The sequence below is a fragment of the Streptomyces sp. NPDC017943 genome (genome assembly GCF_044328425.1).
Lineage (GTDB): Bacteria > Actinomycetota > Actinomycetes > Streptomycetales > Streptomycetaceae > Streptomyces > Streptomyces djakartensis_A.
On record NZ_JBIRHH010000002.1, the window covers coordinates 647,315 to 673,005 of the forward strand.

The following is a 25,691-nucleotide window of genomic DNA, read 5'->3' on the forward strand; positions in this document are numbered from 1 at the left end:
GAGGCGCGGGCCGTAGGCCGGCCGGGGACGCCGGCGGGGCGGTCACCTGGACCCCGGGCGCCGGCTGCCCGGCACGGGGTGCGTGGCGTGGACGCCCCGGCGGTGGCCCGGACGGGTCAGGCGCGGCGGTGGTGGCGCGCGAACTGCTTCTCCGGGTCCGCGAAGTACGTCCAGGGCCAGTCGGTGTAGGCGCCGTCCAGGGCGTGGAAGACGCGCCGCACCGTGTGGCGTTCGCCGGCCAGGGACAGGGCCATGGCGAAGATGTGGAAGTCGTGCTGCCAGCCGAGCGGCCACGCGTAGGCGGGGTGCAGGATGCTGTGGTCCGCCGCCTCGCGCAACCGCGCCCGGATCCCGTCCGTCTGCAAGTGGTCTCCGCGCCCGGCCTCGACCCACTCCTCGATGTACGCCATGGGGAGCACGCAGCCGAGGCGGTGCCCCGCCGGGGCCACGGCGAACGCGTCCTCGGCGAAGGCGAGGGCCTGTCCCGGCTCGCCGCCCCAGCGGGGCTGGAGCTGGGACAGCCAGGCGAGGTGGACCTGGAGGTTGAGCGGGTCGCGGCGCAGGGCGGCGTCGCGGCGCGTCTCGTTGACGGTGGAGCCCAGGGACATGCCGCGGCCGGAGGTGAGCAACTGGCGCCACGGCGCGAGCCATTCCGGTCGCAGCTCGGCGGCTTCGAGGAGCTGCTCCTCGGCGATCTCCAGCCGCTCGTGGAAGACGCGCCACTGCTCGCGCGTGACCTCGGAGGCCCGTGCGGCGGTGCGCGCCTCCCAGCCCCAATGGATGTGACGCGTTCCGGAGATGAGCAGGGCCGTCGCCCGCTGCTCCTTGTCCTCCTCCACGGCCCGGACGATCCAGTCCTGCACGCCGTCCAGTTCGACGATCTCGCCGAGCACCTCGAGGTCGCGTCCGAGGTCGAAGGGGGCCAGCGCCGCCTTGACGGCTTCCCAGTCACCGGCGTCGGCGGCCTCCACCAGTGCCAGCACGCGCGCGTCGCCGAGAGCGCGCAGCCGGTACGTCCCGCCGCGCTGCCTGCGCGGGACCGGGAGGGCGTGCGGATCCGCCACCGGTCTCTCCGCGTCCCTGCCGAACAGCTTGCCGAACATGCCGCGCCCTCCCCTGGTACCGCCTGATCATCGGGGTGCAGCATAAGCGGACCCACCGACAGGTCCTCCACCGGGTTTTCACGGTGGTTTCACGCCTCCCACCTCGGCGATCACCCCCTCCGGGATCGAACGAGTGCGCTAGATTTTGCTCCGCCTTGACCGCGATCACTCGGATCCCTCAACCATCGGAGCAGCCTCCCCATGAGCGACATCGTCAACGGACTCGGCCGGGCCACCGCTTACGGCGGACTGGGCCTGGTCCTGCTGGTCCTCGGCATCGTCCTGGTCGACGTGCTGACGCCCGGGAAGCTCGGGCGGCAGATCTGGGAGCAGCGCAACCGCAACGCCGCCCTGGTGCTGAGCTCCGCGCTGCTGGGCATCGGGGGCATCGTCTTCACGTCCATCTGGACCACCTACGACGACTTCGGCAAGGGCCTGCTGTCCACCGCGGCGTTCGGTCTGCTCGGCCTGGTGATGATGGCGGTGGCGTTCCTGGTGGTGGACCTGCTCACCCCGGGTCGCCTGGGCGAGGCCCTGGTCGAGGAGGAGCCGCACCCCGCGGTCTGGGTCACGGCCTCCTGCAACCTGGCCGTCTCGGCGATCCTGTCCGCGTCCATCGCCTGACGGCCCGTCGCCTGACGGTCGTCCGTCGCCTGACAAGCCGTCGCCTGACGGTCCGTCGCCGCCCGGGCGGGCCCGGCCCCGGCCCGGGCGCCCGGCCGCGTCACGACCGGGTCAGCGCACCCTCCCCCACGCCTGCCGCGCACCGAGCCGGAAAACAGTAGCCATGTACATAGTAGCCATGTACTGTTTTTCTCATGAGCAGAGGTACGCAAGGCGGAACGCCGGGCTTCCTGGTGTGGCGGCTGTCCATGAAGTGGCGGGTGGCGGTCGACCGTGCCGTGGCCCCCCTCGGGTTGACCCACGCGCAGTACTCGCTGCTGGCCTCCCTGCACGGCATGCAGCGCGGCGGGGAGCGCCCCAGCCAGCGGCGCCTCGCCGACCACACGGGTCTGGAGCCGCTGTACGTGTCGAAGCTGGCCCGCGCGCTGGAGACCGCCGGATTGCTGGAGCGCACCCGGGACCCACGCGATCCGCGCGCGGTGCAGCTGGCGCTGACCGAGCAGGGACAGGACGTCACCCGGCGGGCGATCACCGTCGTCCACGGGCTGCTCCAGCAGCTCCTGGAGCCGCTCGGCGGCCTGGACGGCACGCGCACCCGCGCCTTCGTCCGGGATCTCACCGCCCTGCTCGACGCACCGCTCGACCCCTTCGCCGACCACGAGACGGAGCAGCCATGACCATCGACGCGCCCCCGCTGAACCCGCGTGTCATCGCCCTGGCCCACTACGCGGGCCGGGCGGTCCTGGAGAGCGTGCTGACCCGGCTCGGGCTCACCTTCCAGCAGTCCGTCACCCTGCGGCTCGCCGCCCTCGCCGACGGGCCCGTCGGGCGGGAGGAACTCGCCGGCGGCGTCACCGGCGCGCTGAAGACCGGCGCCGCCGAGGCGCACGGCGTGATCGGGGAACTGCTCAAGGCCGGGCTCCTCACGCCGGAGGGCACGGCCGCGGTGCGGATCACGGACGCCGGGCGGGAGGCGTACACGAGGGCCTCCGGCCAGACGGCGCCCTACTCCTCGCGGATCTACGCGGGCATCCCCGAGGAGGACCTGGCCGTCGCCGGGCGGGTGCTGACCCTGATCACCCGGCGGGCCGAGGCCGAGCTGGCGGCGCTGCCCGGGTGACCCCCGACGGGCCCGGCCGAGCCGTGGAATATCGGACGCAGGGGGCGGGTTGACGGCCTCGAAGGAGGCACGAGTGAACACGACCTACGACGCCGCGTACTACGCGCACGGCACCCCGGCGGAGCGCTGGGAGCGCGCGCAGTTGTTCTTCGACGCCAAGGAGTACACCGCCGCCGCACGGGTGCTGTCCGGCCTGGTCGAGGAGGTGCCCGAGCAGACCGGGCCCCGGCTGCTGCTGGCGCGCTCGTACTACCACTCGGCCCAACTGCGCCGTGCCGAGACCGAGTTGCGCACCATCGTGGAGCGGGACCCGGTGGAGCACTACGCCCGGCTGATGCTCGGCCGCACGCTCGAGCGGCAGAACCGGCACGAGGAGGCCGAGTCCCACCTGCGGATCGCCTCCGCACTCGCGGGCGACTTCCCGCAGGACTGATCCCCCGCGCGCAGTGGATGCCCGGCTCCTCGGAGCCGGGCATCCGCACACCGGGGCCCGCGCCGGGCGCGGTGCCCTCCGGCCCGCTACTTCGCGGGCGCGCCGGGGCCGTAGGACCGCCGCCCGCGCCGGTGGGCGATCTCGCCCAGCAGGATGTCGACGGCGAGGAACACCGCGAGCGGAATGCCGAACAGGGGCAGGAAGTAGCCGAGTACGGCGACCCCCGCCAGCAGCGGCACCAGGATCTGGGGAGGCACCTGCTGCCAGGCGCCCCGCGGGATCGGCCGGCCGAAGGTGCTGCCCCGGCCGCGCTGCCACCACATGCGGTAGCCCCAGACGATCAGCAGGATCAGGGACAGGGTCAGCGCCATCAGCAGGAGCTGGTTGGCGAGGCCGAACAGGACGCCGGTGTGCAGGTCGATGCCCCAGCGGGTGAGCTTCGCGAGCACGGGGTGGTCGGCGAACCGCAGGACGTCCGTGACCTGCCCACTCGCCGGGTCGACGGCGACGGCGTCCTGCTTCGTCGGCCAGCCCCGGCCCACCTGCTTGACGACGTAGGCCGAGTTCGCGTCGGCGGGCGGGACGATCTCCACCGGGTCGGTGAGCCGTTCGGCCCGCGCGGCCGCCAGCACCTTGTCCAGGCCGACGCCGTGGGAGGCGTCTCCCGCCTGCCCGGCGGCCGCACCGTGACCGGAGTGCTCACCGCCCGCGGCCGCCGACACCGAGGGGGTCGCGTGCCCCAGGGAGGTCCGCAACTCGTCGATGTGGGCACCGGCGTAGGCCGACCAGGTCAGGCCGGTCGCCGACAGGAAGACGAAGCCGGTCGCCGCCCACACGCCGACGCTGCCGTGCAGTCCGAGGGTGCGGCGCCGCCCCTTGGTCCCGCGGACCGTGCGCAGGGCCCGGCGGCGGGAGAACCACAGCACGAGCCCGCCGGCCGAGATCACCCACAGCCAGCTGGCCGCCAGTTCGCTGTACAGCCGTCCGGTCTCCCCCAGGTGCAGATCCCGGTGGAACTCGTCGATCCAGGTGCGCAGCGGCAGCGCGCCGGTCGAGCCGTACTGTTCGAGGGCCCCGCGCACCTGCGCGGTGTAGGGGTCGACGAAGACGGCCAGCGTGTGGCCCTCGTCGACGCCCGGGACGCCGGAGAGCATGACCCTGGTCGTGGCGTCGGCCTCGGGCGAGGGGCGCACCGCCGAGATCGTGCCCTCCGGATGGGCCGTGCGGGCGGCGGCCACCTGCTCGCCGATGGGCAGCTTCCGCTCGCCCACCGGGACGGTCAGTTCGTGCTCGTACACGATCTTCTCGGCCTGGAACGAGGCCGCGTACAGCAGGCCGGTGACGGCGGCGACGAGGAGGAAGGGAGCCACCAGCACACCGGCGTAGAAGTGCAGCCGGAGGATCAGCGGGCGCAGGGGGGCCCAGCTGCTCCGGGCCGGTGCGGGGGCGGAGGGTTGCGGGGCCTCGTCCGTGGTGGTCGAGGGAGCGGTGGTCATCGGCGGGCTTCTCCGGGGGACGTCTCGGGCCGTTGTGATGCAGGAGTCGGGGCGCGGGGCCGTCCAGTTCCCGGAAGTGCTGTGTGATGTGCGCCACACGAGGGCGGGGGGTGCCGTGTCATCCTGGCGCGATGGGAACTCCGAGCGATCACGCACCCCTGGCCGAGCGGGTGGAGGAACTCCTCGCCGCTGGTGGCCCGTTGGCCATCGTCGCCGCGGGGGACCCGGTGCTGCGGCGCCCCGCCGAGCCCTACGACGGCCAGCTGGACCCGGCGCTGTTCGCCCGGTTCGTCGAGGCGCTGCGGGTGACCATGCGGGCGGCGCCCGGCGTCGGGCTGGCCGCGCCGCAGGTGGGCGTGGAGCTCAGGATCGCGGTGATCGAGGATCCGGCGCCCGTGCCCGAGGAGGTGCGGCTCGCGAGGGGACGGGTGCCGCAGCCGTTCCGGGTGCTGGTCAACCCCTCCTGCGAACCGGCCGGTGACGCGCGGGCGGCGTTCTTCGAGGGCTGCCTGAGCGTGCCGGGCTACCAGGCGGTGGTGGCGCGGGCCGCCCGGGTGCGGCTGACCGCCCGGGACGAGCACGGGCGGGCTCTGGACGAGGTGTTCACCGGCTGGCCCGCCCGGATCGTGCAGCACGAGACGGACCACCTCGACGGTGTCCTCTACCTGGACCGCGCCGAGCCGCGGTCCCTGTCGTCGAACCAGGCGGCGGCCGAGCGCTGGGCGCAGCCGACGCCGGAGGCGGCCGCCCGGGCACTCGGCTTCCCCCTGCCGTAGGACGTGCGACGGCCCCGGCCCGGGCTGAGGCCGGGGCGGGGCCCCGCTGCGCCCGGCCGGAGCCGCCGGGGCCGCCCGGTCAGGCGTCCCGGTAGGCCTCCAGCAGGCGCAGCCACACCTCGCTGATCGTCGGGTAGGACGGAACGGCGTGCCACAGGCGGCCGACCGGGACCTGCCCGGCGACGGCGATCGTCGCGGAGTGGATCAGCTCGCCCACGCCGGGACCGACGAGGGTGACCCCGCGCAGGATCTCGTCCTCCAGGTCCACGACCATGCGGGCACGGCCCTTGTACCCGTCGGCGTACAGGCCCGCCCCGGCGACGGAGGACATGTCCACGTCGACGGCTTTGACCCGGTGCCCGGCCTGCTCGGCCTCGGCGAGCGACAGCCCGACGGCCGCCGCCTCGGGGTCGGTGAACACCACCTGGGGGACGGCGCCGTGGTCGGCGGTCGCCGCGTGCGCCCCCCAGGGCTCGGCCGCCGGCTCCTCGCCGCCGGCCCGGGCGGCGATGGCGGCGCCGGCGATGCGGGCCTGGTACTTGCCCTGATGGGTCAGCAGGGCGCGCCGGTTGACGTCGCCGACCGCGTACAGCCAGTCGTGGCCGGTCACGCGGAGGCTGTCGTCGACCGGCAGCCAGCTGCCGGGGTCGAGACCGATGGTGTCCAGCCCGATGTCGTCGGTGCGCGGGGCGCGGCCGGTGGCGAAGAGGATCTCGTCGGCCTCGATGCGCTCCCCCCGGTCGGTGACGGCCACGACGGTGCCGTTCTCACGGGTCACCGACTCCACCGAGACGCCCGTGCGGATGTCGGCGCCGGCCTCGCTGAGCGCCTCGGCGACGAGTTCCCCGGCGAAGGGCTCCATCCGGGGCAGCAGACCCTTGCCGCGGACGAGCATCGTCACCCGGGAGCCGAGGGACTGCCAGACGGTGGCCATCTCGGCGGCGACCACACCGCCGCCGACGACGATCAGGCTGCCGGGCACGCTCTGGGAGCCGGTCGCCTCCCGGCTGGTCCAGGGCTTGACGGAGTCGATGCCGGGCAGGTCGGGCAGGGCCGCACGGGTGCCGGTGCAGACGGCCACGGCGTGCCGGGCGCTCAGGACGGCCTCGGTGCCGTCGGGGCGGGTGACCGTGACCGTGCGGGGGCCGGAGAGCCGGCCGTGTCCGCGGTGGAGCTCGGCGCCGGTGGACTCCAGCCACCGGACCTGGCCGTCGTCGTGCCAGTCGGAGGTGTAGTGGTTCCGGTGGGCGAGGACCGCGGCGGCGTCGAGGGGGCCCTGCACCGCCTGGCGGAGCCCGGGCACGCGCCGGGCGTCCGCGCGGGCGATGACCGGCCGCAGCAGGGCCTTGCTGGGCATGCACGCCCAGTAGGAGCACTCGCCCCCGACCAGCTCGCTCTCCACGACCGCGGTGGTCAGCCCGGCGGCGCGGGTGCGGTCGGCGACGTTCTCCCCCACGGGCCCGGCCCCGAGGACCACGACGTCGTACGTGTTGGTTTCCGTTTCCGTCATGGGGTCAGTCTGGTGGGTGGTGTGCACCCTGGCCACATGGGTAGGGGCGCGGAATACGTGTCCGGCCGGCCGTGTTGTGCCGACGGCTTGACCCCACACCAGAAAGAGGGATGAACGCCATGAGCACCGTGGAGCTCACCAAGGAGAACTTCGACCAGACGGTCACCGACAACGAGTTCGTCCTGATCGACTTCTGGGCGTCCTGGTGCGGGCCGTGCCGGCAGTTCGCGCCGGTCTACGAGAAGGCTGCGGAGGAGAACCCGGACCTGGTGTTCGGCAAGGTGGACACCGAGGCGCAGCCGGAGCTGGCCGAGGCCTTCGGCATCCAGTCGATCCCGACGCTGATGATCGTGCGCGACCAGGTGGCCGTGTTCGCCCAGCCGGGAGCCCTGCCCGAGGCCGCGCTGACGGACGTCATCGGACAGGCCAGGAACCTCGACATGGACGAGGTCCGCAAGGCGATCGCCCAGCAGCAGGCCCAGCAGCCGGGCGAGTGACCCCGCGGGGGGCTCCGGCTCCCCCGCCGGGGCCCGGCCTCCTGGCCCGAGCCCCCCGGGGCCGGTGCGCGGGTCAGCTCGATTCGCGGCGCAGGACCGTCGCACCCAGCACCTTGTGGGTCTCCGGTTCGGTGCCGGGCCGGCGGACCGCCCGGTCGACCAGTTCGGCCAGTTCCCGGCCCGACGGCAGCTTGAGCCGGACCGTGCTCAGCCGCGGCCGCAGCAGCCGTCCCAGCACGAGGTCGTCGGCGCCGATCACGGCCGTTTCCTCGGGGATGCGGACGCCCTCGTCCTGCAGGGCCCGCATCAGCAGCATCGCGTACTCGTCGTTGTAGGTGAACACCGCGTCCAGGCCGAGCTGCCGCCAGCGGGCGGCGAGGCGTGCCGCCTCCTGTTCGTCGTAGGCCAGGGGCAGTTCGGTGACCGTGGCGTCCGTGCCGCGCACGGACTGGCGCACCCCGTCGAGCCGGGGTGCGGAGAACGCGTCCAGGCCCGGTTCCTGCGGGACGACCACGCCGATCCGGCGCCGGCCGCGGTCGTACAGGTGGGCGCCCGCACTGTGCCCGACCACGTCGTGGTCCATGAGCAGGGCGTGCGCGCCCTCGATGGTCTCGGGGCCGAGGGTGACCACCGCCCGGGCGCCGGAGCGCTTGAGCACGGCGACACCGCGCGGGCCGAGTCCGGAACCGGGTACGAGCACGGCCACGGGCCGCAACTCGGCCCAGGCGCGGGCCGCCTCGTCCCCGTGCGGGCCGCCGGTGCCGTACTGGACGACCGTGTAGTCCAGGGCGCCGAGCGCTCCCTGGAGGTCGGTGAGGAACCGGCTGTAGAGGGGGCCGACGGGGAACGTCGGCGCGGGGATCAGCACCATGCGGCTGTGCCCGGCGCGCAGGCTGCGGGCCGCCGCGTGCGGCACGTACCCGAGTTCTCTGGCGGCGTCGTGCACGCGGCGCCGGGTGGGCTCGCTGATCCGTACGGCGCCGGTGTTGTTGAGGACGTAGGAGACGGTCGCGCGCGAGACGCCGGCCAGGCGGGCCACGTCCGCACTCGTGGGCACCGAGCGCGACGGGGTCGGGGGCGCGGGCGTTTTCGGTATCTGCACCATGACGTACGGCATCTTGGCAGAAGCCCCAATGCGCGCTCGCGGCGGGGGAGTTGTGAGGATGCCGTGAGCGCCTCACGGTCCGGTGCGGGGTCCGCTCAGCTCGTCGGGCCGGTCCCCGTCACCCGGTCGACCAGGTCGGTCCAGGCCGCCTCCAGCCGGGACAGGGGCAGGCCGCACTGCCTGGTCAGGTGGTGGACGAGGGCCGGGTCGAGCTGGCCCATGAGGGTGTGGGCGAGCAGCTCGCAGTCCGCCTCGGGGACCGCCTGGCGCAGCAGCATCGCCACATGGTGCTGGAGGACGCGGCGGGGCGGGGCCACGAAGCGGCGTCCGGGGTCCGGCTCGGCCGCCAGCTGCAGCTCCAGTTCGTCGGCCGACCTGCGCAGCGACGCCCGGCCGAACGCCCGCAGCCGCTCCACCGGCGGCGCTCCCGGTCCGAGCGGGGGCGGGCCGGTGAGGAACGCGGCCTGGAACTTCCGCTCGGAGTGGTCGAGCAGCGCCGTGAGCAGGCCCGTGCGGTCGCCGAAGCGGCGGAAGACCGTGCCCTTGCCGACGCAGGCCGCCGCGGCCACCGCCTCCATCGTGACGGCGTCCGCGCCGCGCTCCGCCACCAGCCGGGCGGCGGCCTCCAGCAGCCGGGCGCGGTTGCGGGCGGCGTCGGCGCGCAGGCAGGGTTCGTCCGCCTCCAGGGCGGGGCCGAGCTGGAGCAGCTCGGGACGGTCGACGGGCTCCTGGGGCGTCGGAAGGGACGGGGGAACGGCGGACATGAAGCCAGCGTAAAGCATCGGGAACAAAACTGGACCGCGGTCCGGTTAGGATGCTACAAACGAAAAGCGGACCCCGGTCCGGATCGCGACCTCAGCTTGAGAGCACCCTTTCCTTACGTAGGAGTCAGCATGTCTGTTCGTATCCTCGCCCTCGTCGGCAGCCTGCGCGCCGGTTCGCACAACCGCCAGCTCGCCGAGGCGTCGGTCAAGCTCGCGCCCGAGGGGGCCGAGGTGGAACTGTTCGAGGGCCTCGCCGAGATCCCCTTCTACAACGAGGACATCGACGTCGAGGGCAGCGTCCCGGCCGCCGCCGCGAAGCTGCGCGAGGCCGCCGGCGCCGCCGACGCCCTGATCCTGTTCACCCCCGAGTACAACGGCACCATCCCGGCCGTGCTGAAGAACGCCATCGACTGGCTGTCCCGCCCGTACGGTGCCGGTGCCCTCAGCGCCAAGCCGGTCGCCGTCATCGGCACCGCCTTCGGCCAGTACGGCGGTGTCTGGGCGCACGACGAGACCCGCAAGGCCGTGGGCATCGCCGGCGGCAAGGTGCTGGAGGACGTCAAGCTCTCCATCCCCGGCTCGGTCACCCGCTTCGCCGAGACGCACCCGGCCGACGACGCCGAGGTCGCCGGGCAGCTGACCGAGGTCATCAGCCACCTCCAGGGCTTCGTCACGGAGCCGGCCGCGGCCTGACCCCGCCCGCACCCCCGCGCGCCCGGAGGGGCCGGGACCGTCGACGGTCCCGGCCCCTCCGGCGTGTCCGCGCCCCGCCGCGGGCGGACCGCTCAGGCCGCCTGCGGCTGCCTGTCCGCCCGGTGGATCGGGGCGGCCGTGCCGGTGAGCGGGGCGCCCGTCCCGCCGTGCCGCTGCGCAATGATCTCCGCCGCGATGGACACGGCGGTCTCCTCCGGCGTACGGGCGCCCAGGTCGAGACCGATCGGGGACCTCAGCCGGGCCAGCTCGCGGCTGCCCACCCCCGCCTCCCGCAACCGCCGTTCCCGGTCCTCGTGGGTGCGGCGCGAGCCCATGGCACCGATGTAGGCGGCCGGCCGGCGCAGCGCCTCCCGCAGCAGGGGCACGTCGAACTTGGCGTCGTGGGTCAGCACGCACAGGACCGTGCGCGCGTCGGTGTCCGTGCGCCGCAGATACCGGTCGGGCCAGTCGACGACGATCTCGTCGGCGTCCGGGAACCGGGCCCGGGTGGCGAAGACCGGCCGGGCGTCGCACACCGTGACGTGGTAGCCGAGGAACCGTCCCGCCCGCACGAGGGCCGCCGCGAAGTCGATCGCACCGAAGACGATCATGCGGGGCGGGGGCACGGCCGACTCCACGAGCAGGGTGACACCCCCCGGGCACAGCGTGCCGTCCTCGGAGAGCTCGACCGTGCCGGTCCGGCCCGCGTCCAGCAGCGCACCGGCCTCGGCGCGCGCGGTGCGGTCCAGCTCCGCGCCGCCGCCGAGTCCGCCGTCGTACGAGCCGTCGGGACGGACCAGCAGGGCCCGGCCGAGCAGCCCGGCCGGGCCCCGGGCCACCCGGGCCAGGGCCACCGGCTCACCGTCCGCGGCGGCGGACAGCGCGGCCTCGTGCACCGGCCGCCCGGCAGAGTACGGGACGACCAGCACGTCGATCGTCCCGCCGCAGGTCAGCCCCACGGCGAAGGCGTCCTCGTCGCTGTAGCCGAACCGCTCGGTCAGCGGCTCGCCGTCGCGCAGGGCCTGGCGGCACAGGTCGTACACGGCGCCCTCGACGCAGCCCCCGGAGACCGAGCCGATCGCCTCGCCGGCCGAGTCGACGGCCAGGGCCGCCCCCGGCGGGCGCGGGGCGCTCCCGCCGACGGCGACGACGGTGGCGACGGCGAAGTCCCGGCCCTCCTCGGCCCAGGCGTGCAGGGCCCCGGCCAGATCAAGCATCGCCGCCCGCCGACAGGACGCGGTCGGGCCGGATCGGCAGGTCGCGGTGGCGCACGCCGGTCGCGTGCCACACCGCGTTGGCGATCGCGGCGGCCGCCCCCACGATGCCGACCTCGCCGATGCCCTTGATGCCGACCGGATCGTCGGGGTCGGGGTCGTCGACCCAGTCGGCCTCGACGTGCGGGACGTCGGCGTGCGCGGCGACGTGGTAGCCGGCCAGGTCGGCGCCGTAGACACCGCCGCTCGCCGGGTCCCGGACGGCCTCCTCGTGCAGGGCCATGGACAGGCCCCAGATCATGCCGCCGACGAGCTGGTTGCGGGCGGTGAGAGGGTTGACGATCCGGCCGGCCGCGAAGACGCCCAGCATGCGGCGCACCCGGACCTCCCCGGTCGCCGGGTCGACCGCGACCTCGGCGAACTGCGCCCCGAAGGAGTGCCGTTCCTTCTGCGCGAGCGCCCCGACGGCCTCCGTCGTGTCCGACCGAACGGTGATGCCCTGCGGCGGGATGTCCGCGCCGGGCACGAGGCCGCGGCGCAGTTCCTCCGCCGCGGCCGTGACGGCCCAGGCCCAGGAGCGGGTGCCCGCGGAACCGCCGGCGATCATCGCGGGGCCGAGGTCGCTGTCGCCGATCCGCACCAGCACGCGCTCGGTGGGCACGTCCAGGGCGTCGGCGGCGACCAGGGTGAGCGCGGTCCGGGCGCCGGTGCCGATGTCGGCGGCGTTGATCCGGACCGTGAAGGTGCCGTCGGCCTCGGCCGTCACGGAGGCCGTGGAGGGCATGGCCATCGCCGGGAAGGAGGCGGCCGCGGTGCCCGTGCCGAGCAGCCAGCGCCCCTCGCGGCGCACGCCCGGGCGCGGGTCGCGCTCCGCCCAGCCGAACCTGCGGGCCCCCTCGCGGAAGCAGGCGACGAGGTTCCGCCCGGCGAACGGCAGTCCCGACACCGGGCCCACGGCGGGTTCGTTGCGCAGGCGCAGGTCGATCGGGTCCACACCGCACTTCTCGGCGAGTTCGTCGAGCGCCGACTCCAGCGCGAACGAGCCCGGAGCCTCGCCCGGGGCGCGCATCCAGGTCGGGGTGGGCACGTCGAGCCGTACCAGCCGGCTGACCGTGTGGTGGGCGTCGGCGGCGTACATCGACCGGCCGGCCGCGGCGCTCGGCTCGACGAACTCGTGCACGGTCGAGGTCTGGTTCAGCGAGCGGTGCTCCAGGGCGCGCAGCCGCCCGTCCGGATCGGCCCCGAGGCGGACCCTCTGGGCGGTGGGACTGCGGTAGCCGGCGAGCGAGAACATCTGACGGCGGGTCATGACGACCCGCACGGGCCGGTGCAGCACGGTCGCGGCCATCACGGCGGCCACCTGGTGGGCGCGTACGCCCTTGCTGCCGAAACCGCCGCCGACGTGCTCGGAGCGCACCCGCACGGCCCCCGGGTCGAGGGAGAACAGGTTCGCGAGCTCCCCCGCGACCCACTGGGTGCCCTGATTGGAGTCGACGACCTCCAGCCGGCCGCCTTCCCAGCGGGCGGTCGCCGCGTGCGGCTCCATCGGGTTGTGGTGCTCCTCCGGGGTGGTGTACTCGGCGTCCACCACGACGGCGGACGCGGCGAGTTCCCGGTCGAGGTCGCCCTTCTCCACGACGGCCGGCATGTGCCCGTCGAGCGGGTACGCCTCGGCCTCACGCCCGGCCGAGAACGCCACGTCGTGCGGCTCCTCGTCGTAGTGCACGACGAGCGTCTCGGCGGCCTCCCTGGCCTGTTCGGACGTCTCGGCGACGACCAGGGCCACCGGCCAGCCCAGATGGGGCACCCGGTCGTGCTGGAAGAGGGCGACGCCGGGGTCCGGCGGGACGCCCATCATGCCGACGAAGTCGGTGTCGACGCGCGGGGCGTTGTGGTGGGTGAGCACGGTGAGCACGCCGGGCATCGCGAGGACCGTGTCGGTCTCCAGGGCACGGACGCGGCCGCGGGCGACCGTGGACAGCACGAGCCAGCCGTGGGCGAGTTCGGCGAACGGGATCTCCCCGGCGTACCGCGCCGCGCCGGTGACCTTGTCGCGGCCCTCCACCCGTGTGTGGGCGGTGCCGGTCACCCGCCCGGCGGCGGACCGGCCGGTGGTGGCGGTGGTCATCGGGCGGCCTCCTCGGCGAGTTCGCTGAGGACGGCCACGACGAGGTTGCGCATGAGGGTCACCTTGTATCCGTTGCGGGGCAGGGGCCGGGCGGCAGCCAGTTCGGCGTCCGCGGCGGCCGCGAAGGTGTCGGCGCCGGCCGGGGCGCCGGTCAGGACGCGCTCGGCCGCGAACGCCCGCCAGGGGCGGGAGGCGACGGCGCCGAAGGCGAGGCGCACGTCGTGCACGACGCCGTCCCTCACGTCGAGGGCGGCGGCGACCGAGCCGATGGCGAAGGCGTACGAGACGCGCTCGCGCACCTTGCGGTAGCGGGAGTTGGCCGCCGTGGGGGCGGGCGGCAGGGTGACGGCGGTGATGAGGGCGCCCCGCGGCAGAGCGGTCTCCCGGTGCGGCGTCTCCCCCACCGGCAGATAGAGGTCGGTGATCGGCAGCTCGCCGGGGCCGTCGGCCGTCTCGTAGGAGACGCGGGCATCGAGGGCGGTCAGGGCCACGCCCATGTCGGAGGGGTGGGTGGCGACGCAGTGCTCGGAGGCGCCGAGGATGGCGTGATCCCAGTCCTCGCCGTAGGCGGCGCCCGCGACGGCCTCCAGCTCCGCGACGAACGCCTCGGCTCCGGCGGGCCGCACGTCCGGGTCCTTGGCGAGGCCGCGGCGCACCAGGTCGCGCACCGCCCCGGGGACCTCCTCGGCGGGGACGGGGGCGTCGACGTGCTGGAGTGCGAGTGCCGCAAGGTTGTCGCCCGGGTACGGCCGGTGCCCCGTCAGGCACTCGAAGAAGGTGGCCGTCGCCGCGTACACGTCGGCGGCGGGAGAGGCGGGGGCGCCGGTCCACTGCTCGGGGGCCATGTAGGCGGGGGTGCCCGCCACGCCTCCGCCGGTGCCGGCGTCCACCGCGATGCCGAAGTCGACGAGCGTGGAGGTTCCGTCCGGCACGACCAGGACGTTCTCCGGCTTGTAGTCGCGGTGGACCACGCCCACGCGGTGGGCGTCGGCCAGACCGAGCAGCGACCCCTTCAGGACGGCGAGCGCGGCCTCGGGTTCCAGCGGGCCCCGCCGCTTCAGCAGGGCGCGCAGGCAGACGCCCTCCACCAGCTCCATGACGATGGCGGCGCCGTCCGGGCTCTCCACGTACTCGTACAGCCCGGCGACGTGCGGGCTGTCGAGGCCGGCCAGCAGGCGCGCCTCCGCCCGGAAGCCGCGCACGAAGCCCGGCCGGGTGCGCAGGGACTCGCTGAGGTACTTCACGGCCACGGGCACGCCGGTCTCCTCGTGCACGGCGAGCACGACCCGCCCGCTCGCCCCGGACCCGAGTTCCAGCGACTCGGTGTATCCGGGCACCGCCCATCCGTCCATCCCAGCCCCCCGAGGCCACCTGAAGCCCCGCCCCCCGGCGGAGCGGTCCGGCCGCGTTGAGAGACACGTTTCCGGCCACCGCGGTTGCGGGGCAAGCCCTCGGATGGCGGACGCAGGGCACACCGGTGGCCGGGAACCGATGCCTGCGGCCGCGTGAAGCGGCGCTGCCGGGGCACGAGCGCCGACAGGAGCGGTGCCGGTGGTGACGGGTTGAGAGGTGGCACGGAGATGAGCAGGCTGCGCACGACCCGGAGGCGTCCGCCCGGACGTGCTCCGGGCGGGCCCCCCGCCCGCCCGGACGGCACCCACAGCCCGGAGGGTGCCCGTGGTCCGGCCGCACGCCCGGGCACCGGTCCCGTCCCCCGGGCGTCCCATGGCCGCTGAGACCAGGGCGGCGGGAGTGCCCCGCCCCCGCCTGCGGGCCGCCTGGTGGCCGGCGCTGCGCCGCACACCGGTGTCGCTGTGGAACGACGACGTCTCCGACTACGCGGCGGCGCTGACGTACTACGCCATCCTGGCGGTACTGCCCAGCCTGCCCGCGACGGTCCTCGCGTTCGGCATGGTCAGTCCTGGTACGGCCGCCGAGTTCGTCGCGCACGTCAGCGCGTACGCACCCGCCCAGTCCGGGCCGGAACTGCACGCCGTGCTGAGCAGGGCGCTGGGCACCGGGGGCGCCGCCTGGTCGCTGATGGCGGTGGCCGCGGCCAGCGCCCTGTGGTCGGCGACCAGCTATCTGGCGGTGTTCCGCCGCGCCCTGCACGCCATGCACCGGGTGACGGACCAACGTTCGCCCTGGCGCAGGGCCCACCGGATCCTGCTCACCGCGCTGGTGCTGCTCGGGCTGCTCCTGGTCGGCTCGCTCACGCTGCTGCTCACGGGACCGCTGGCCGGGGCCGTGGGCCGGGCGCTGGGGCTGGACTCCACGGCGGCCTGGGCCTGGAGCCTGCTGCGCTGGCCGGTCCTGCTGTGCCTGGTCGCCCTGCTGGTCGTGGTCGTCTTCCACACCGGCCCGGTCGAGGCGCGGCGGCGCAGGCGCAGCCTGCCGGGCGGGGTGCTGGCCGCCCTGCTGTGGCTGACCGTCTCCGCGGGCTTCTCCGCGTACGCCTCCACGCTGGGCACGTACAGCAAGCTGTACGGCTCGCTGGCCGGTGCCGTCGTCTTCCTGGTGTGGCTGTGGCTGTCGAACCTCGCCCTGCTGGCCGGTGCGCAGTTCGCCGCGGAACTGGCCCGGGACGCGGAACCCGCCCCGGAGGCGGACGCCGTGGCTCGGTCCGTTCCGTAGCGTCCCCTCCCCGCCGGGCCGCACCGCCCGGCCGGCCCGCGCCGGCGCTCCCGCCCTGGGGCAGACTGTGCGGGCGCCGTCCCTACGAGGTTCAGGAGCCAGAGGCATGAGCGTGCAGCGCCACCCCCTCGCCGGGGTCACGGTGGTCAGCCTCGAGCAGGCCGTGGCCGCGCCCTACGCCACCCGGCAGCTCGCCGACCTCGGCGCGCGTGTGATCAAGGTGGAGCGGCCGGGGGGCGGCGACTTCGCCCGCCGGTACGACACGACGGTGCACGGCCACTCCAGCTATTTCGTGTGGCTCAACCGGTCCAAGGAGTCCCTCACCCTCGACCTGAAGGACCCGCGCGGGCGGGAGGTCCTGCACGACCTCCTCGACGGCGCCGACGTGTTCGTGCAGAACCTCGCCCCGGGGGCCGCCGCCCGGCTCGGGCTGGACGCCGCGGCGGTCACCGAGCGCCGCCCGGGGCTGATCCCGTGCACGATATCCGGCTGGGGCACCACCGGCCCGTGGGCCGACCGCAAGGCGTACGACCTGCTCGTGCAGTGCCAGACCGGGCTGGTGTCGCTGACGGGCACGCCCGAGGGGACCGCCCGCACGGGCATCTCGGTCGCCGACATCGCCGCCGGCATGTACGCCTACAGCGGCGTCCTCACGGCCCTGTACACGCGGGCCACCACCGGTGAGGCGCACCCGGTGGAGGTGTCCCTGTTCGAGGCGCTCGCGGAGTGGATGGGGCAGCCCGCGTACTACACGCGCTACGGCGGCGGCCAGCCCCCGCGCCTGGGCACGCAGCACGCCACGATCGCGCCGTACGGGACGTACACCGCCGCCGACGGCAGGGACGTGCTGTTCTCCGTCCAGAACGAGCGGGAGTGGGCCGCGCTGTGCGCGGAGTTCCTCGGCCGGCCGGAGCTGGCCGGGGATCCGCGGTTCGCCACCGCCTCCGACCGCGTCGCGCACCGCGGGGAGCTCGACGCCGTCGTCGCCGAGCGCTTCACCCGCTCGGCGTCGGACGAGATCCTGAAGGACCTGGAGCGCATCGGCATCGCGTGCGCCGGGGTCAACGACGTCGCGGCGTTCCTCGACCATCCGGTGCTGGCCGCCCGCGGCCGCTGGACCGAGGTCGGGGTGCCGGGCGCCACGGTGGAGGCCCTGCTCCCGCCGGCCGACCTCGCGGGGCTGTCGGCGCGCATGGACCCGGTGCCGGCGGTGGGCGAGCACACGGCGGCGATCCTCGGCGAACTGGGCCGCACCGACGAGGAGGTCGAGGCGCTGCGCGCGGACGGCGTGGTGTGAGGGCGGGGGCCACCCCTACCGGTCCCTACCGGGGGCCCGCGTCGTCCCGGGTCGCCTCCTCGGCCTGCTGCCGCTTCGAGGCGCGCAGGCTCGTGAACGTCGTCACGGCCAGCACCAGCACGATGAAGCCCAGCGAGAACGGGATGCCGATCTCCGGCACGGGCACCCCCGACTCGTGCAGGGCGTGCAGGAACAGCTTCACGCCGATGAAGCCCAGGATGATCGCCAGGCCGTAGGAGAGGTGCACCAGCTTCTTGAGCAGGCCGCCGATGAGGAAGTACAGCTGGCGCAGGCCCATCAGGGCGAAAGCGTTCGCGGTGAACACGATGTAGGGGTCCTGGGTGAGGCCGTAGATCGCCGGGATGGAGTCCAGGGCGAAGAGCACGTCCGTGGAGCCGATCGCGAGCATCACGACCAGCATCGGGGTCATCACCCGCTTGCCGTTCTCGGTGACGAACAGCTTGGTGCCGTGGTAGCGGTCGGCCACGCCGAAGCGACGCTCGGCCAGCTTCAGCAGCTTGTTCTCCTGGTACTCCTCTTCGTGCTCCTCCTTGCGGGCGTCCTGGATCAGCTTCCAGGCGGTCCAGATCAGGAAGGCGCCGAAGAGGTAGAAGACCCAGGAGAAGGCGGAGATGATCGCCGCTCCGGCCGCGATGAACACACCGCGCAGCACCAGGGCCATCAGCACCCCGACCATGAGCACGCGCTGCTGGTACTGCGAGGGCACGGCGAACTTGGACATGATCAGCACGAAGACGAAGAGGTTGTCGACGCTCAGCGACTTCTCGGTGAGGTAGCCGGCGAAGAACTCCCCGGCGGGCCCGCTCCCGCCGACGATCCACAGCCCGACCCCGAACAGCACGGCCAGGACCACCCACACCACGGTCCAGGTCCCGGCCTCCTTGAGGGAGACGTCATGGGGTTTGCGGCCGATGAGGAAGTCGACGCCGACGAGCAGGCACAGGGCCGCCACGGTCAGCAGCCACACGGACGGCGAGACGTTCACGGGCACTCCTGGTGCAGGCGGACAGGAACTCATCGTCGGTGGTCCCGGCCGGTTCCCGCACCACCACCACGCGCACGAACGGTCGAACCGCCCCGTCGGGCCACGCCACCCACCGATCTCCGCAGGCGTTCCCCCACGGTGGCGCGATCCGTGTCGTCGAGGCCCCGATCCGCGTCCGACCGGGTGGTCGCTGCATGGGTGGGAGAGGGTCGGGCAGGCGGTGTGCATGGGCGGTGACACGAGTGACGGCGGGCAGGGGCGGCGGCCGGGTGAGTGTGGGCACCGTGCGGTGCCGCATCCCGGCGATGTCCGGATCGAGGCGTGGGCGGCGTGCCGGGAGCACTGCCTGGCGGAGGCGGTCCTGGCGATGGTGGAGACCTTCGCGGACGTCTCCGGCGTGCGGCCCACCGCCACCGGCCGCGTGCGGCTGGCCGACGCCAGCGACGACGACCTCCTGGCCGGCCTGCTGGACGAGATCATCCGCCGGCTGGAGGAGTACGGCGAGATCCCCGTCGACGTGGAGGCCGACGAGGCCGACGGCGGTCTGGACGTGCGCCTGGCCGTCGCCGGTGTCGCGGACGTGCCGATCACGGGCCGGGTCCCGACCGCGGTGGCCTGGGAGGAGCTGCGGATCGGCCCGGACCCGTACGGCTGGTCGTGCGCGGTGCGGGTGAGCGCCTGAGGAGACGGCGGGGCGGAATGCGCCGGGCGCGTGTCCTCGCCGCGCCGGGCGGGTACCCCGGACCGCATGACCGGCATGGAACTGCGCAGCGACGCGTTCGAGGACCACGCGTACCTCGCGCGCCGGTACTCCTACGAGGGACCGAACGTCTCTCCGCCGCTGGCCTGGAGCGGCGTACCGGACGACGCGGCGGAACTGGTCCTGCTCTGCGAGGATCCCGACGCACCCTCGGGAACCTTCGCGCACTGGGTCGTGGTCGGCATCGATCCGCACACCGACGGCGTGGAGGCCGGGCACTGCCCGCCCGGCGGCACGGAACTCGTCAACGGGTTCGGCCAGCCGGGGTGGGGCGGGCCGCACCCGCCGCCCGGGGACGACGCCCACCACTACTGCTTCCGCCTCTACGCCCTGTCCGGCCCGTGTGTGCTGCCCGACGCGCCGCGCGCGGAGCAGGTGCACGAGGAGGTGGACAAGAACCGCCTCGCGGACGGGACGCTGGTGGGCCTGTACCGGCGCTGAGCGGCGGCGCCACCGGGCCCGTCCTCCCGGCACAACGAGCGGTTGTGGGCGTGCGGGGAGCGGTTGTTTGATCGCCCCGCGCCCTCCCCGCTTGGATGGCCCGCGGTCGACACCGGGTCGTCCGCGGGAGCGGGGAGTGTGTGCCGGGTATGGCGGGCGGGCCGTCGCTGGGGCGGCAGTTTCGGTGGCTGTGGGGTGCGTACGCGGTCAGCACGGCCGGAACCTGGCTGGCGTTCGACGCCTTCGCGCTGATCGCGGTCCTGGCGCTGGACGCCGGGCCGGCGCAGGTGTCGCTGCTGGCCGCAGTGGGACCGGCGGTCGGCGCACTGGTGTCCCTGCCGCTGGGGCCCTGGGTGGAGGTCCGCCGCAAACGGCCTGTGATGGTCGCCGCCGACCTCGTGCGGTGCGCGGTGCTGCTGAGCGTGCCGGTGGCGTTCGTCCTGGGCCGGCTGGGCTCGGGTCAGCTGCTGCTGGTGTCGGTGGTCGTCGCGGCGGCCGACATCACGTTCGGCGCTGCGGCCGGGGCGCTGCTGAAGTCACTGGTGCCGCGCGAACACCTCCTGGTCGCCAACGGACGCTTCGAGGCGACGAACTGGACCGCCAGCATGGTGGGACCGCCCCTGGGCGGCGTGGCCATCGGCCTGTTCGGCCCGGTGGCGACGGTGGTGGCCGACGCGGTGAGCTATCTGCTGTCGGCGCTCGGCATCCGGGCGATCGGTGCGGTGGAGGCCCCCTGCGCGCAGCCGCCGTCCCGCCTCCGGGCCGGTGAACTCCTCGACGGCTGGCGCCACATCCTGGCCGACCCGGTCCTGCGCCCCTTGTTCCGCAACACCGTCCTGGCCAACTCCCTGATCATGGCGGCCTCGCCCCCGCTGCTCGTCCTGATGGTCGACGACCTGCACTTCGCTCCCTGGCAGTACGCCCTCGCCTTCGCCGTGCCCTGCACCGGGGGTCTGCTCGGCTCGCGCGCGGCCCCGCGCCTCGTCGCGCGATACGGCCGCGCGCGGGTGCTGCGCGGCGCGGGGACACTGCGGGCGTGCTGGTCGCCGGCGCTGGCCTGCACCGGCCCGGGCACGGCCGGACTGGTGCTGGTCATGGTGACCGAGTTCGCCCTGATCGCCTGCTGCGGCGTGTTCAACCCGGTTCTCGCCACCTGCCGGCTGGAGCGCGCGCCGGCGGACCGGGTCACCCGTACGCTCGCCGCCTGGTCGGCGACCGGCAAGGCCACCACCGCCGCGACGACCGCGCTGTGGGGCGTCCTGGCCGGCCTGACCGGCCCGCGTGCGGCGATCGCCCTGGCGGGCGGTCTGCTCCTCGCCACTCCGCTTCTGCTGCCCCGGAAGGCGGTCCTCGCCGAGAGCGCGGCGCAGCCGGTGGGCTAGCGCCCGGACCGGACCGGACCGGACCGGCCAGGGGGTCCGCGCGCGTCGGGGACGGGCGCGCGGACGTGCCCGTCCCCGGTCGCCGTCCGGGCTCAGACCGCCCCGGGCACGTCCTCCGTGACGCCGTTCAGCGGAGAGGACGGGGCGCTGCCGTACGGGCGCGTGATGATCTCCAGGCCGTGGCCGGCGGGGTCGAGGAAGTAGACCCCCCGGCCGCCGTCGTTGCGGTTGATGCGGCGGGGGTGGTTGCCGTGCGGGTCCGCCTGGATCGGGACCCGCGCCTCGACGAGACGGTCGAGGGCCGCGTCGAACTCGTCCTCGGAGACGAGGAACGCGTAGTGCTGCATGGGGATGTCGGCGTCGATGGTGAGGAAGTCCAGCGTGACGCCGTTGGCGGTGCTCACCGGCAGGAACACCCCGGTCGGGGCGCCTACTTCGAGCCCCAGGATCCCGGCCAGGAAACGGGCGGACGTCTCCCGGTCGTGGGAGAGGACGATGGTGTGGTTGAACTCGACTGACACGGTCAATGCCTCCACGGGCATCTTCGCGGCGCCTCCATGCCTCACCCGGCCGGTGACCGGCACGCGATGCCGCGCGGAGGATCGTAGGCAGCGGCGGCCGGGGGCGTCGAGCGGTTTTCGGCCGAATCGCGGGCGGGGGGCGTCGCGCGTTTGCGGCCCCCTTCCGGACCGGCGGCCGACCGGGGTCGTGCGGGACGAGCGAGCGGCCGGCCGCGCCCCCGCCCGCCGGTGCGTCGCCGGGGTGCGCCGGGATGCGGGATGCGCCGCGGATGCGGGGTGCGTAGGGGCGCGTGGGGATGCGGGGCGCGTGGGGATCCGGGGTGCGCCGGGGGTGTCCTGACATCCGTCAGGACCGCGCCCGCCGTCCGTCTTCCTACAGTGGCCGGCACGGGGGCCACCGGGCCCCGCCGGACGACCGGGCACCCAGGAAAGGCAACCATGCGTATGTTCCTGCGCGGCGCCGCCGCACTCGCGACCGCCGTCACGGTCGCCTCGCTGACGACCGGCGCCCATGCACAGCCCCGCGCGGAGAAGCCCGCGCAGGCGGCCGAAGCCGCCGCGGACGCGCAGATCCCGGCCGGTGTCACCGCCGGTGTGGCCGTCTTCGACCGCCGTGCCGGGGCGTTCACGGAACAGGTCGACGACCGTGCGAAGTTCCGTTCCGCCTCGGTGGTGAAGCTGCTGCTGGCGCTGGACTTCCTGTGGGACCGCGGGCCCGCCTACACCGTCCCGCCGGCCGACCGGGCCCTCCTGGAGCCCATGCTGCGCAGCAGTGACGACGACGCGGCGAGCCACTACTGGCAGGCACGGGGCGGCTCGGCGATCATCGCCCGGATGTCCGACCGGCTCGGACTGCGCGACACCGACCCGCCGCCTGCCGGCTACGAGGGCTACTGGGGCTACACCTCGGTGTCGGCCCACGACACGGTGACGATCTACCGGTACCTGCTGGACGAGGCCCCCGCACCGGTGCGCACCTTCGTCATGGACAACCTGCGTGCCTCGACGCGCTGCGCCTCCGACGGCTTCGACCAGCACTTCGGCATCGCCGGGGCGTTCGACCGTCCCTGGGCCGTGAAGCAGGGCTGGTCCGGGAAGTACGCGAAGGGCACGTGCGGCCCGGAGGACGGTGCGCCGGGCCCGGAGGCGGACCCGGCCCCCGCCCCGGGGCCCGCCGCCGTGGACCTGACACGGCCGGCGCTGCACACCACCGGCACGGTCGGCGCGGACGACCGGACGATCGTGGCCGTCCTGACCCTGCACCCGGTGGGCACGCCGTACGGGAAGGCGTACACCGACATCGGCCGGCTGACCCGCTCGCTGGACGTGCCGGGCGGTGTGCGGCCGTCCGGGACGTGGTTCGGCACCTGGGGCGAGCTCGTCAACGTCCGCAGGACGCCGGCGACGGGCTCGGGACGGGTGACCCGGCTCCCGGCGGGCGTGGAGGTCCTGGTGGGCTGCCAGACCCGGGGCGAGACGGTCAGTGTGCCGCCGTACACCAACGACTGGTGGGCCTATCTGCCGCAGTACGGCGGCTACATGTCCAACATCTACATCAGCTCGCCGGACAACCGGCTGCCGAACGTCCCGGAGTGCGGTCAGCCGTAGCCGTGGCGGGAACGGGGGACGAGCGGTGGGCGGGGCCCCGGAGGGTCCGGCCCACCGCTCGCGTTCGCACCCCTCCGGGGCGCCCAGCTGCCGCGGGCGCCCCGGTCAGCGCAGGTACGCCGCGTGGTAGCGCAGCACCTTCGCGACGTGCGGCCGGACCCGTTCGGGGATGCCGCGTTCCTCGATGACCGTGCGGTCGCTGGTGCGGTAGCCGGCGGCCACCAGGGCGGGGAGGTCCTTCTTCGGCAGGCCCGCCTCCTTGAAGCGCTGGTCGAGCCAGCACACGTATCCGGCCATGGTGGAGATCGCGTCCGGTGGTGACATGTGGTCCTTGTCCCCGTCGCCGTCGCCGTCCACGGCCCAGGCCCGGAACACCGACGGCGTCCACATGGCGATGCCGTACTCGTCGGCTTCCGGGCGGGAGGCCTTCGGGTCGAAGCCGCTCTCCGCCTTGACGAGCGCGGCGAGCAGGGCGGGGGTGATCTCCTCGTCCGTGCAGCGGTGCGCGGCGCGGGTGATGACGTCGCGCAGCGATGCGGGGACGTCGGAGCCCGCGGGGATCTCGCCGGGCGCGTCGCCGCGCGGGCCGGTGGCGGCGGCCTGGGTGCGCCGGCCGCCGTCGTCGTCCCGGTCGTCGCCGGTCCCGCCGAGCCACAGCGTCCCGGCGACCGCCGCGGCGGCCAGGACGGCGAGCCCGGCCGCGACGGCCGGCACCAGGCGTCCGCGGCGGCGGCCGGGGACGCCGGTGATCTCCTCGACCCGTGCGGCGACCGTGGGCGCCGTGTGCGGCAGCCGCCCGGCGTGGTCGGGGGCCAGGCAGTCGGCGATGAGCCGGCGCATGTCCTCGTCGAGCCCGGCGTCCAGCCGCAGCGCGGCGGTGCCGCGTGCGTAGGCCTGGGCGGCGAGCGAACGGGCCCGGGCGGTGGCGCCCGGGAAGGGGTGCAGTCCGCCGGTGAGGACCTGGTGGGCGAGGACGCCGAACGCCCAGACGTCGGCGGTGGGCCGGACGACGGAACCGTCGGCGCCGGTGCGCTGGGACCACCACTCGGGCGGCAGGTGGTCGAGCGTGCCGAGCGGCGGCAAGTGGGCGTGGGTGCCGTCGAGTTCGGTGGCGAGACCGAAGTCGGCGAGCCACACCCGGCCGCCTGGGCCGAGCAGGACGTTGGCGGGTTTGAGGTCGCCGTGCACCCACCCGGCGTCGTGCATGTGGGCGAGTCCGGCGGCGACGCCGCGCAGGACGCGCGGGGCGTCGTCGATCGGCGTGCCCGTCACGGCGGAGTCCAGCACGTCCTTCAGGCTGGCCTCGGCCCGGTCCATCACCAGGGCGATCGCCCCGTCGAGTTCGGGTGTCCCCGGTGCCTCGACGGTGCACACGGCGTGGGTGCGCACGAGGTGCGGATGGTCGGCCTCGGCGCTGAACCGGACCTCACGGGAGACGAGTTCACCGAGCGCGGCGCGCTGTCCGGGTCCCAGGGTGCCGGTGGGGAGCACCTTCACGGCGACGGGCGTGCCGTCGGCGACCGCACGTCCCTCGTACACGGTGCCCCAGCCCCCGGAGCCGATGACGGGACCCGTCTCCCAGGCGCCGATCCGGAAGCCTTCCGGCAACCGCGGGCGGGGTGCCTCCAGTTCGTCGTCCGGGGCGCCGGGCGTGCTCATGCGCCGGCCTCCTGCGGGGCGGCGCGGCGGGCGCTGCGCGGCGGCAGCAGGCCGAGGTGTTCCTCGCGCACCAGGCCGAAGCGCAGGGCGACGGAGGCGAGCCGGGCGCGCTTGGCGCCGGTGCGGCCGCCGTCGGGTCCGGCCGCGGCCTCCTCCACGGGTTCCAGGCGGAGTTTGGCGAAGGCCAGGTAGTCGATGTGGTAGTTGACCGCGGAGCGCGTGAGGTCCCGGCAGGACTCCAGCGGCCGCAGCCGGTCCACGATCTGCCCGACTCCCGGCAGTGCCGAGTCGGACGGGTCGCGCAGCCGGGATTCGCACAGGGCGACCAGGACGAGGAAGTACTTCGACGTCGGGTCCAGGGCGAAGGGGTGCACGGTCTGTTCCCCGCCGCCCGGGGCGGACTGCTCGCCGAGGTAGGCGTGCTGGGGTGCGAACACCTTGAAGGTGGCGGTGCCGGACAGGGCGGGCAGCACGACGCGGGAGAACTCGAAGGGCACCGGCGCCCCGAGCCGCCCGGGAGCGACGGTCAGGTACTCCCCGGCCCCCTCCAGGTTCTCGACGACGTACGACACGCTGCGGCTGAAGTTGGACAGCCGCCAGTAGTCGCCCGCCGCCTCCAGCTGGCCCGCGCGGCGGGAGATGCCGGGGTCCTCCAGGACGATGCGCACGCCGGCCGTGCCGCGGCCGAAGTCGGCGATGTCCCCCGGCCCCAGGTGGATCAGTTCCGGACTGCCCGTGTCGTCCGCACCCCACCGGGCGGGACCGGGCAACTGCACGATGATGGTTTCCACGCGGACTCCCCCGCTGATGACGCCCCCGATTTGGTCGCCAGGATTGTAGGGCGGATCGGACCCGCCGCGGAGGCGGCCGGGCCGTGTACGCGGCGGGATGCGGGGCGTCGGTCGGGTCGCTGCGGGGAA

Annotated in this window: 24 protein-coding genes and 2 pseudogenes; 13 read left to right on the top strand and 13 right to left on the bottom strand. The window is 74.6% G+C overall.

The annotated features are described in order from the left end of the window. Positions 1–116: 116 nt before the first annotated feature. Positions 117–1,103: a hypothetical protein gene (locus tag ACH4C6_RS07905; protein ID WP_398107645.1), complete on the bottom strand. Its 987-nt coding sequence runs from the start codon at positions 1,101–1,103 to the stop codon at positions 117–119. A 201-nt stretch (positions 1,104–1,304) separates the two neighbouring features. On the opposite strand from ACH4C6_RS07905, the gene ACH4C6_RS07910 reads away from it, so the two are divergent. The 4 genes from ACH4C6_RS07910 (at position 1,305) to ACH4C6_RS07925 (ending at position 3,280) form a co-directional block, all read left to right on the top strand. Beyond that, positions 1,305–1,727, top strand: coding sequence for a DUF350 domain-containing protein (locus ACH4C6_RS07910; RefSeq protein WP_398107646.1), 423 nt, complete (start codon positions 1,305–1,307; stop codon positions 1,725–1,727). Positions 1,728–1,921: 194 nt separating this feature from the next. Further along, positions 1,922–2,404: a MarR family winged helix-turn-helix transcriptional regulator gene (locus ACH4C6_RS07915; RefSeq protein ID WP_398107647.1), complete on the top strand. Its 483-nt coding sequence runs from the start codon at positions 1,922–1,924 to the stop codon at positions 2,402–2,404. Beyond that, positions 2,401–2,847 (top strand): MarR family transcriptional regulator, encoded by a 447-nt coding sequence (locus ACH4C6_RS07920; RefSeq protein WP_398107648.1) that lies wholly within the window; start codon positions 2,401–2,403, stop codon positions 2,845–2,847. Before ACH4C6_RS07915 ends, ACH4C6_RS07920 begins: the two co-directional genes overlap by 4 nt. Before the next feature lie 73 nt (positions 2,848–2,920). Further along, the gene (locus ACH4C6_RS07925; protein ID WP_398107649.1) at positions 2,921–3,280 is read left to right on the top strand and encodes a tetratricopeptide repeat protein; all 360 of its coding nucleotides are present in this window, start codon (positions 2,921–2,923) and stop codon (positions 3,278–3,280) included. An 86-nt stretch (positions 3,281–3,366) separates the two neighbouring features. Here the strand turns inward: ACH4C6_RS07925 and ACH4C6_RS07930 are convergent, their stop codons facing one another. Beyond that, positions 3,367–4,776, bottom strand: a complete 1,410-nt coding sequence (locus tag ACH4C6_RS07930) for a PepSY-associated TM helix domain-containing protein (protein ID WP_398107650.1) — start codon at positions 4,774–4,776, stop codon at positions 3,367–3,369. A 131-nt stretch (positions 4,777–4,907) separates the two neighbouring features. Here ACH4C6_RS07930 and ACH4C6_RS07935 point away from each other — a divergent pair, with 131 nt between their 5' ends. Further along, positions 4,908–5,552 carry a peptide deformylase gene (locus ACH4C6_RS07935; RefSeq protein ID WP_398107651.1) on the top strand — a complete coding sequence of 215 codons (645 nt, stop codon included), beginning with the start codon at positions 4,908–4,910 and terminating at the stop codon, positions 5,550–5,552. 79 nt (positions 5,553–5,631) lie between these two features. On the opposite strand, the gene ACH4C6_RS07940 is transcribed toward ACH4C6_RS07935, so the two are convergent. After that, a complete protein-coding gene (locus ACH4C6_RS07940; RefSeq protein WP_398107652.1) occupies positions 5,632–7,062 on the bottom strand; it encodes a dihydrolipoyl dehydrogenase family protein in 1,431 nt (476 codons plus the stop codon). 110 nt (positions 7,063–7,172) lie between these two features. Here ACH4C6_RS07940 and trxA point away from each other — a divergent pair, with 110 nt between their 5' ends. After that, on the top strand, positions 7,173–7,559 hold the full coding sequence (gene trxA / locus ACH4C6_RS07945; RefSeq protein WP_333936520.1) for a thioredoxin: 387 nt from the start codon (positions 7,173–7,175) through the stop codon (positions 7,557–7,559). A 73-nt stretch (positions 7,560–7,632) separates the two neighbouring features. Here the strand turns inward: trxA and ACH4C6_RS07950 are convergent, their stop codons facing one another. Together ACH4C6_RS07950 and ACH4C6_RS07955 are read right to left on the bottom strand one after the other, a co-directional pair. Next, on the bottom strand, positions 7,633–8,676 hold the full coding sequence (locus ACH4C6_RS07950; protein WP_398107653.1) for a LacI family DNA-binding transcriptional regulator: 1,044 nt from the start codon (positions 8,674–8,676) through the stop codon (positions 7,633–7,635). Positions 8,677–8,759: 83 nt separating this feature from the next. Next, positions 8,760–9,428 (bottom strand): TetR/AcrR family transcriptional regulator, encoded by a 669-nt coding sequence (locus tag ACH4C6_RS07955; protein ID WP_398107654.1) that lies wholly within the window; start codon positions 9,426–9,428, stop codon positions 8,760–8,762. Positions 9,429–9,557: 129 nt separating this feature from the next. Here ACH4C6_RS07955 and ACH4C6_RS07960 point away from each other — a divergent pair, with 129 nt between their 5' ends. Then, positions 9,558–10,121: an NAD(P)H-dependent oxidoreductase gene (locus ACH4C6_RS07960; RefSeq protein WP_398107655.1), complete on the top strand. Its 564-nt coding sequence runs from the start codon at positions 9,558–9,560 to the stop codon at positions 10,119–10,121. A gap of 92 nt (positions 10,122–10,213) precedes the next feature. Here the strand turns inward: ACH4C6_RS07960 and ACH4C6_RS07965 are convergent, their stop codons facing one another. The 4 genes and pseudogenes from ACH4C6_RS07965 to ACH4C6_RS07980 form a co-directional block, all read right to left on the bottom strand. Then, positions 10,214–11,338: an XdhC family protein gene (locus tag ACH4C6_RS07965; RefSeq protein WP_398107656.1), complete on the bottom strand. Its 1,125-nt coding sequence runs from the start codon at positions 11,336–11,338 to the stop codon at positions 10,214–10,216. Continuing rightward, on the bottom strand, positions 11,331–13,463 hold the full coding sequence (locus tag ACH4C6_RS07970; protein WP_398107657.1) for a xanthine dehydrogenase family protein molybdopterin-binding subunit: 2,133 nt from the start codon (positions 13,461–13,463) through the stop codon (positions 11,331–11,333). The genes ACH4C6_RS07965 and ACH4C6_RS07970 overlap by 8 nt, the downstream gene beginning before the upstream one ends. After that, positions 13,460–14,026: pseudogene (locus ACH4C6_RS07975) on the bottom strand (FAD binding domain-containing protein); the annotation flags it as partial. The gene ACH4C6_RS07970 and the pseudogene ACH4C6_RS07975, both read right to left, overlap by 4 nt. Positions 14,027–14,128: 102 nt before the next feature. Then, a pseudogene (locus ACH4C6_RS07980) lies at positions 14,129–15,190 on the bottom strand (serine/threonine-protein kinase); the annotation flags it as partial. On the opposite strand from ACH4C6_RS07980, the gene ACH4C6_RS07985 reads away from it, so the two are divergent. Together ACH4C6_RS07985 and ACH4C6_RS07990 are read left to right on the top strand one after the other, a co-directional pair. Further along, positions 15,189–16,097, top strand: coding sequence for a YihY/virulence factor BrkB family protein (locus ACH4C6_RS07985; RefSeq protein WP_398107658.1), 909 nt, complete (start codon positions 15,189–15,191; stop codon positions 16,095–16,097). The pseudogene ACH4C6_RS07980 and the gene ACH4C6_RS07985 overlap by 2 nt on opposite strands. Before the next feature lie 106 nt (positions 16,098–16,203). Further along, positions 16,204–17,394 carry a CaiB/BaiF CoA transferase family protein gene (locus ACH4C6_RS07990; RefSeq protein ID WP_398107659.1) on the top strand — a complete coding sequence of 397 codons (1,191 nt, stop codon included), beginning with the start codon at positions 16,204–16,206 and terminating at the stop codon, positions 17,392–17,394. A 25-nt stretch (positions 17,395–17,419) separates the two neighbouring features. On the opposite strand, the gene ACH4C6_RS07995 is transcribed toward ACH4C6_RS07990, so the two are convergent. Beyond that, a complete protein-coding gene (locus ACH4C6_RS07995) occupies positions 17,420–18,400 on the bottom strand; it encodes a TerC family protein (RefSeq protein ID WP_398107660.1) in 981 nt (326 codons plus the stop codon). Between the two features lie 226 nt (positions 18,401–18,626). On the opposite strand from ACH4C6_RS07995, the gene ACH4C6_RS08000 reads away from it, so the two are divergent. From ACH4C6_RS08000 to ACH4C6_RS08010, 3 genes are all read left to right on the top strand, one after another. Beyond that, positions 18,627–19,082: an archease gene (locus ACH4C6_RS08000; RefSeq protein ID WP_398107661.1), complete on the top strand. Its 456-nt coding sequence runs from the start codon at positions 18,627–18,629 to the stop codon at positions 19,080–19,082. Between the two features lie 66 nt (positions 19,083–19,148). After that, positions 19,149–19,601, top strand: coding sequence for a YbhB/YbcL family Raf kinase inhibitor-like protein (locus ACH4C6_RS08005; RefSeq protein WP_398107662.1), 453 nt, complete (start codon positions 19,149–19,151; stop codon positions 19,599–19,601). 149 nt (positions 19,602–19,750) lie between these two features. Next, complete coding sequence (locus tag ACH4C6_RS08010) at positions 19,751–20,983, top strand: MFS transporter (protein ID WP_398107663.1); 1,233 nt, start codon at positions 19,751–19,753, stop codon at positions 20,981–20,983. A 92-nt stretch (positions 20,984–21,075) separates the two neighbouring features. Here ACH4C6_RS08010 and ACH4C6_RS08015 read toward each other — a convergent pair whose 3' ends face one another. Further along, positions 21,076–21,504: a VOC family protein gene (locus ACH4C6_RS08015; RefSeq protein ID WP_398107664.1), complete on the bottom strand. Its 429-nt coding sequence runs from the start codon at positions 21,502–21,504 to the stop codon at positions 21,076–21,078. 438 nt (positions 21,505–21,942) lie between these two features. On the opposite strand from ACH4C6_RS08015, the gene ACH4C6_RS08020 reads away from it, so the two are divergent. Continuing rightward, positions 21,943–23,112: a hypothetical protein gene (locus ACH4C6_RS08020; protein ID WP_398107665.1), complete on the top strand. Its 1,170-nt coding sequence runs from the start codon at positions 21,943–21,945 to the stop codon at positions 23,110–23,112. Between the two features lie 105 nt (positions 23,113–23,217). Here the strand turns inward: ACH4C6_RS08020 and ACH4C6_RS08025 are convergent, their stop codons facing one another. Both ACH4C6_RS08025 and ACH4C6_RS08030 read right to left on the bottom strand, forming a co-directional pair. Next, complete coding sequence (locus ACH4C6_RS08025) at positions 23,218–24,771, bottom strand: serine/threonine-protein kinase (RefSeq protein ID WP_398107666.1); 1,554 nt, start codon at positions 24,769–24,771, stop codon at positions 23,218–23,220. Continuing rightward, positions 24,768–25,562 (bottom strand): serine/threonine protein kinase, encoded by a 795-nt coding sequence (locus ACH4C6_RS08030; protein WP_398107667.1) that lies wholly within the window; start codon positions 25,560–25,562, stop codon positions 24,768–24,770. The genes ACH4C6_RS08025 and ACH4C6_RS08030 overlap by 4 nt, the downstream gene beginning before the upstream one ends. Positions 25,563–25,691: the final 129 nt, after the last annotated feature.

Excerpts from the sequence above, each read along its gene's own strand:
- ACH4C6_RS07985 (WP_398107658.1), top strand. The coding sequence starts at position 15,189 with ATGGCCGCTGAGACCAGGGCGGCGGGAGTGCCCCGCCCCCGCCTGCGG.
- ACH4C6_RS08000 (WP_398107661.1), top strand. The coding sequence starts at position 18,627 with ATGGGCGGTGACACGAGTGACGGCGGGCAGGGGCGGCGGCCGGGTGAG.
- ACH4C6_RS07990 (WP_398107659.1), top strand. The coding sequence starts at position 16,204 with ATGAGCGTGCAGCGCCACCCCCTCGCCGGGGTCACGGTGGTCAGCCTC.
- ACH4C6_RS07905 (WP_398107645.1), bottom strand. The coding sequence starts at position 1,103 with ATGTTCGGCAAGCTGTTCGGCAGGGACGCGGAGAGACCGGTGGCGGAT.
- ACH4C6_RS07950 (WP_398107653.1), bottom strand. The coding sequence starts at position 8,676 with ATGCCGTACGTCATGGTGCAGATACCGAAAACGCCCGCGCCCCCGACC.
- ACH4C6_RS08025 (WP_398107666.1), bottom strand. The coding sequence starts at position 24,771 with ATGAGCACGCCCGGCGCCCCGGACGACGAACTGGAGGCACCCCGCCCG.
- ACH4C6_RS07930 (WP_398107650.1), bottom strand. The coding sequence starts at position 4,776 with ATGACCACCGCTCCCTCGACCACCACGGACGAGGCCCCGCAACCCTCC.
- ACH4C6_RS08010 (WP_398107663.1), top strand. The coding sequence starts at position 19,751 with ATGGCGGGCGGGCCGTCGCTGGGGCGGCAGTTTCGGTGGCTGTGGGGT.
- ACH4C6_RS07960 (WP_398107655.1), top strand. The coding sequence starts at position 9,558 with ATGTCTGTTCGTATCCTCGCCCTCGTCGGCAGCCTGCGCGCCGGTTCG.
- ACH4C6_RS07920 (WP_398107648.1), top strand. The coding sequence starts at position 2,401 with ATGACCATCGACGCGCCCCCGCTGAACCCGCGTGTCATCGCCCTGGCC.
- ACH4C6_RS07935 (WP_398107651.1), top strand. The coding sequence starts at position 4,908 with ATGGGAACTCCGAGCGATCACGCACCCCTGGCCGAGCGGGTGGAGGAA.
- trxA (WP_333936520.1), top strand. The coding sequence starts at position 7,173 with ATGAACGCCATGAGCACCGTGGAGCTCACCAAGGAGAACTTCGACCAG.
- ACH4C6_RS07910 (WP_398107646.1), top strand. The coding sequence starts at position 1,305 with ATGAGCGACATCGTCAACGGACTCGGCCGGGCCACCGCTTACGGCGGA.
- ACH4C6_RS07965 (WP_398107656.1), bottom strand. The coding sequence starts at position 11,338 with ATGCTTGATCTGGCCGGGGCCCTGCACGCCTGGGCCGAGGAGGGCCGG.
- ACH4C6_RS08020 (WP_398107665.1), top strand. The coding sequence starts at position 21,943 with ATGCGTATGTTCCTGCGCGGCGCCGCCGCACTCGCGACCGCCGTCACG.
- ACH4C6_RS07970 (WP_398107657.1), bottom strand. The coding sequence starts at position 13,463 with ATGACCACCGCCACCACCGGCCGGTCCGCCGCCGGGCGGGTGACCGGC.
- ACH4C6_RS08005 (WP_398107662.1), top strand. The coding sequence starts at position 19,149 with ATGACCGGCATGGAACTGCGCAGCGACGCGTTCGAGGACCACGCGTAC.
- ACH4C6_RS07915 (WP_398107647.1), top strand. The coding sequence starts at position 1,922 with ATGAGCAGAGGTACGCAAGGCGGAACGCCGGGCTTCCTGGTGTGGCGG.
- ACH4C6_RS07955 (WP_398107654.1), bottom strand. The coding sequence starts at position 9,428 with ATGTCCGCCGTTCCCCCGTCCCTTCCGACGCCCCAGGAGCCCGTCGAC.
- ACH4C6_RS07940 (WP_398107652.1), bottom strand. The coding sequence starts at position 7,062 with ATGACGGAAACGGAAACCAACACGTACGACGTCGTGGTCCTCGGGGCC.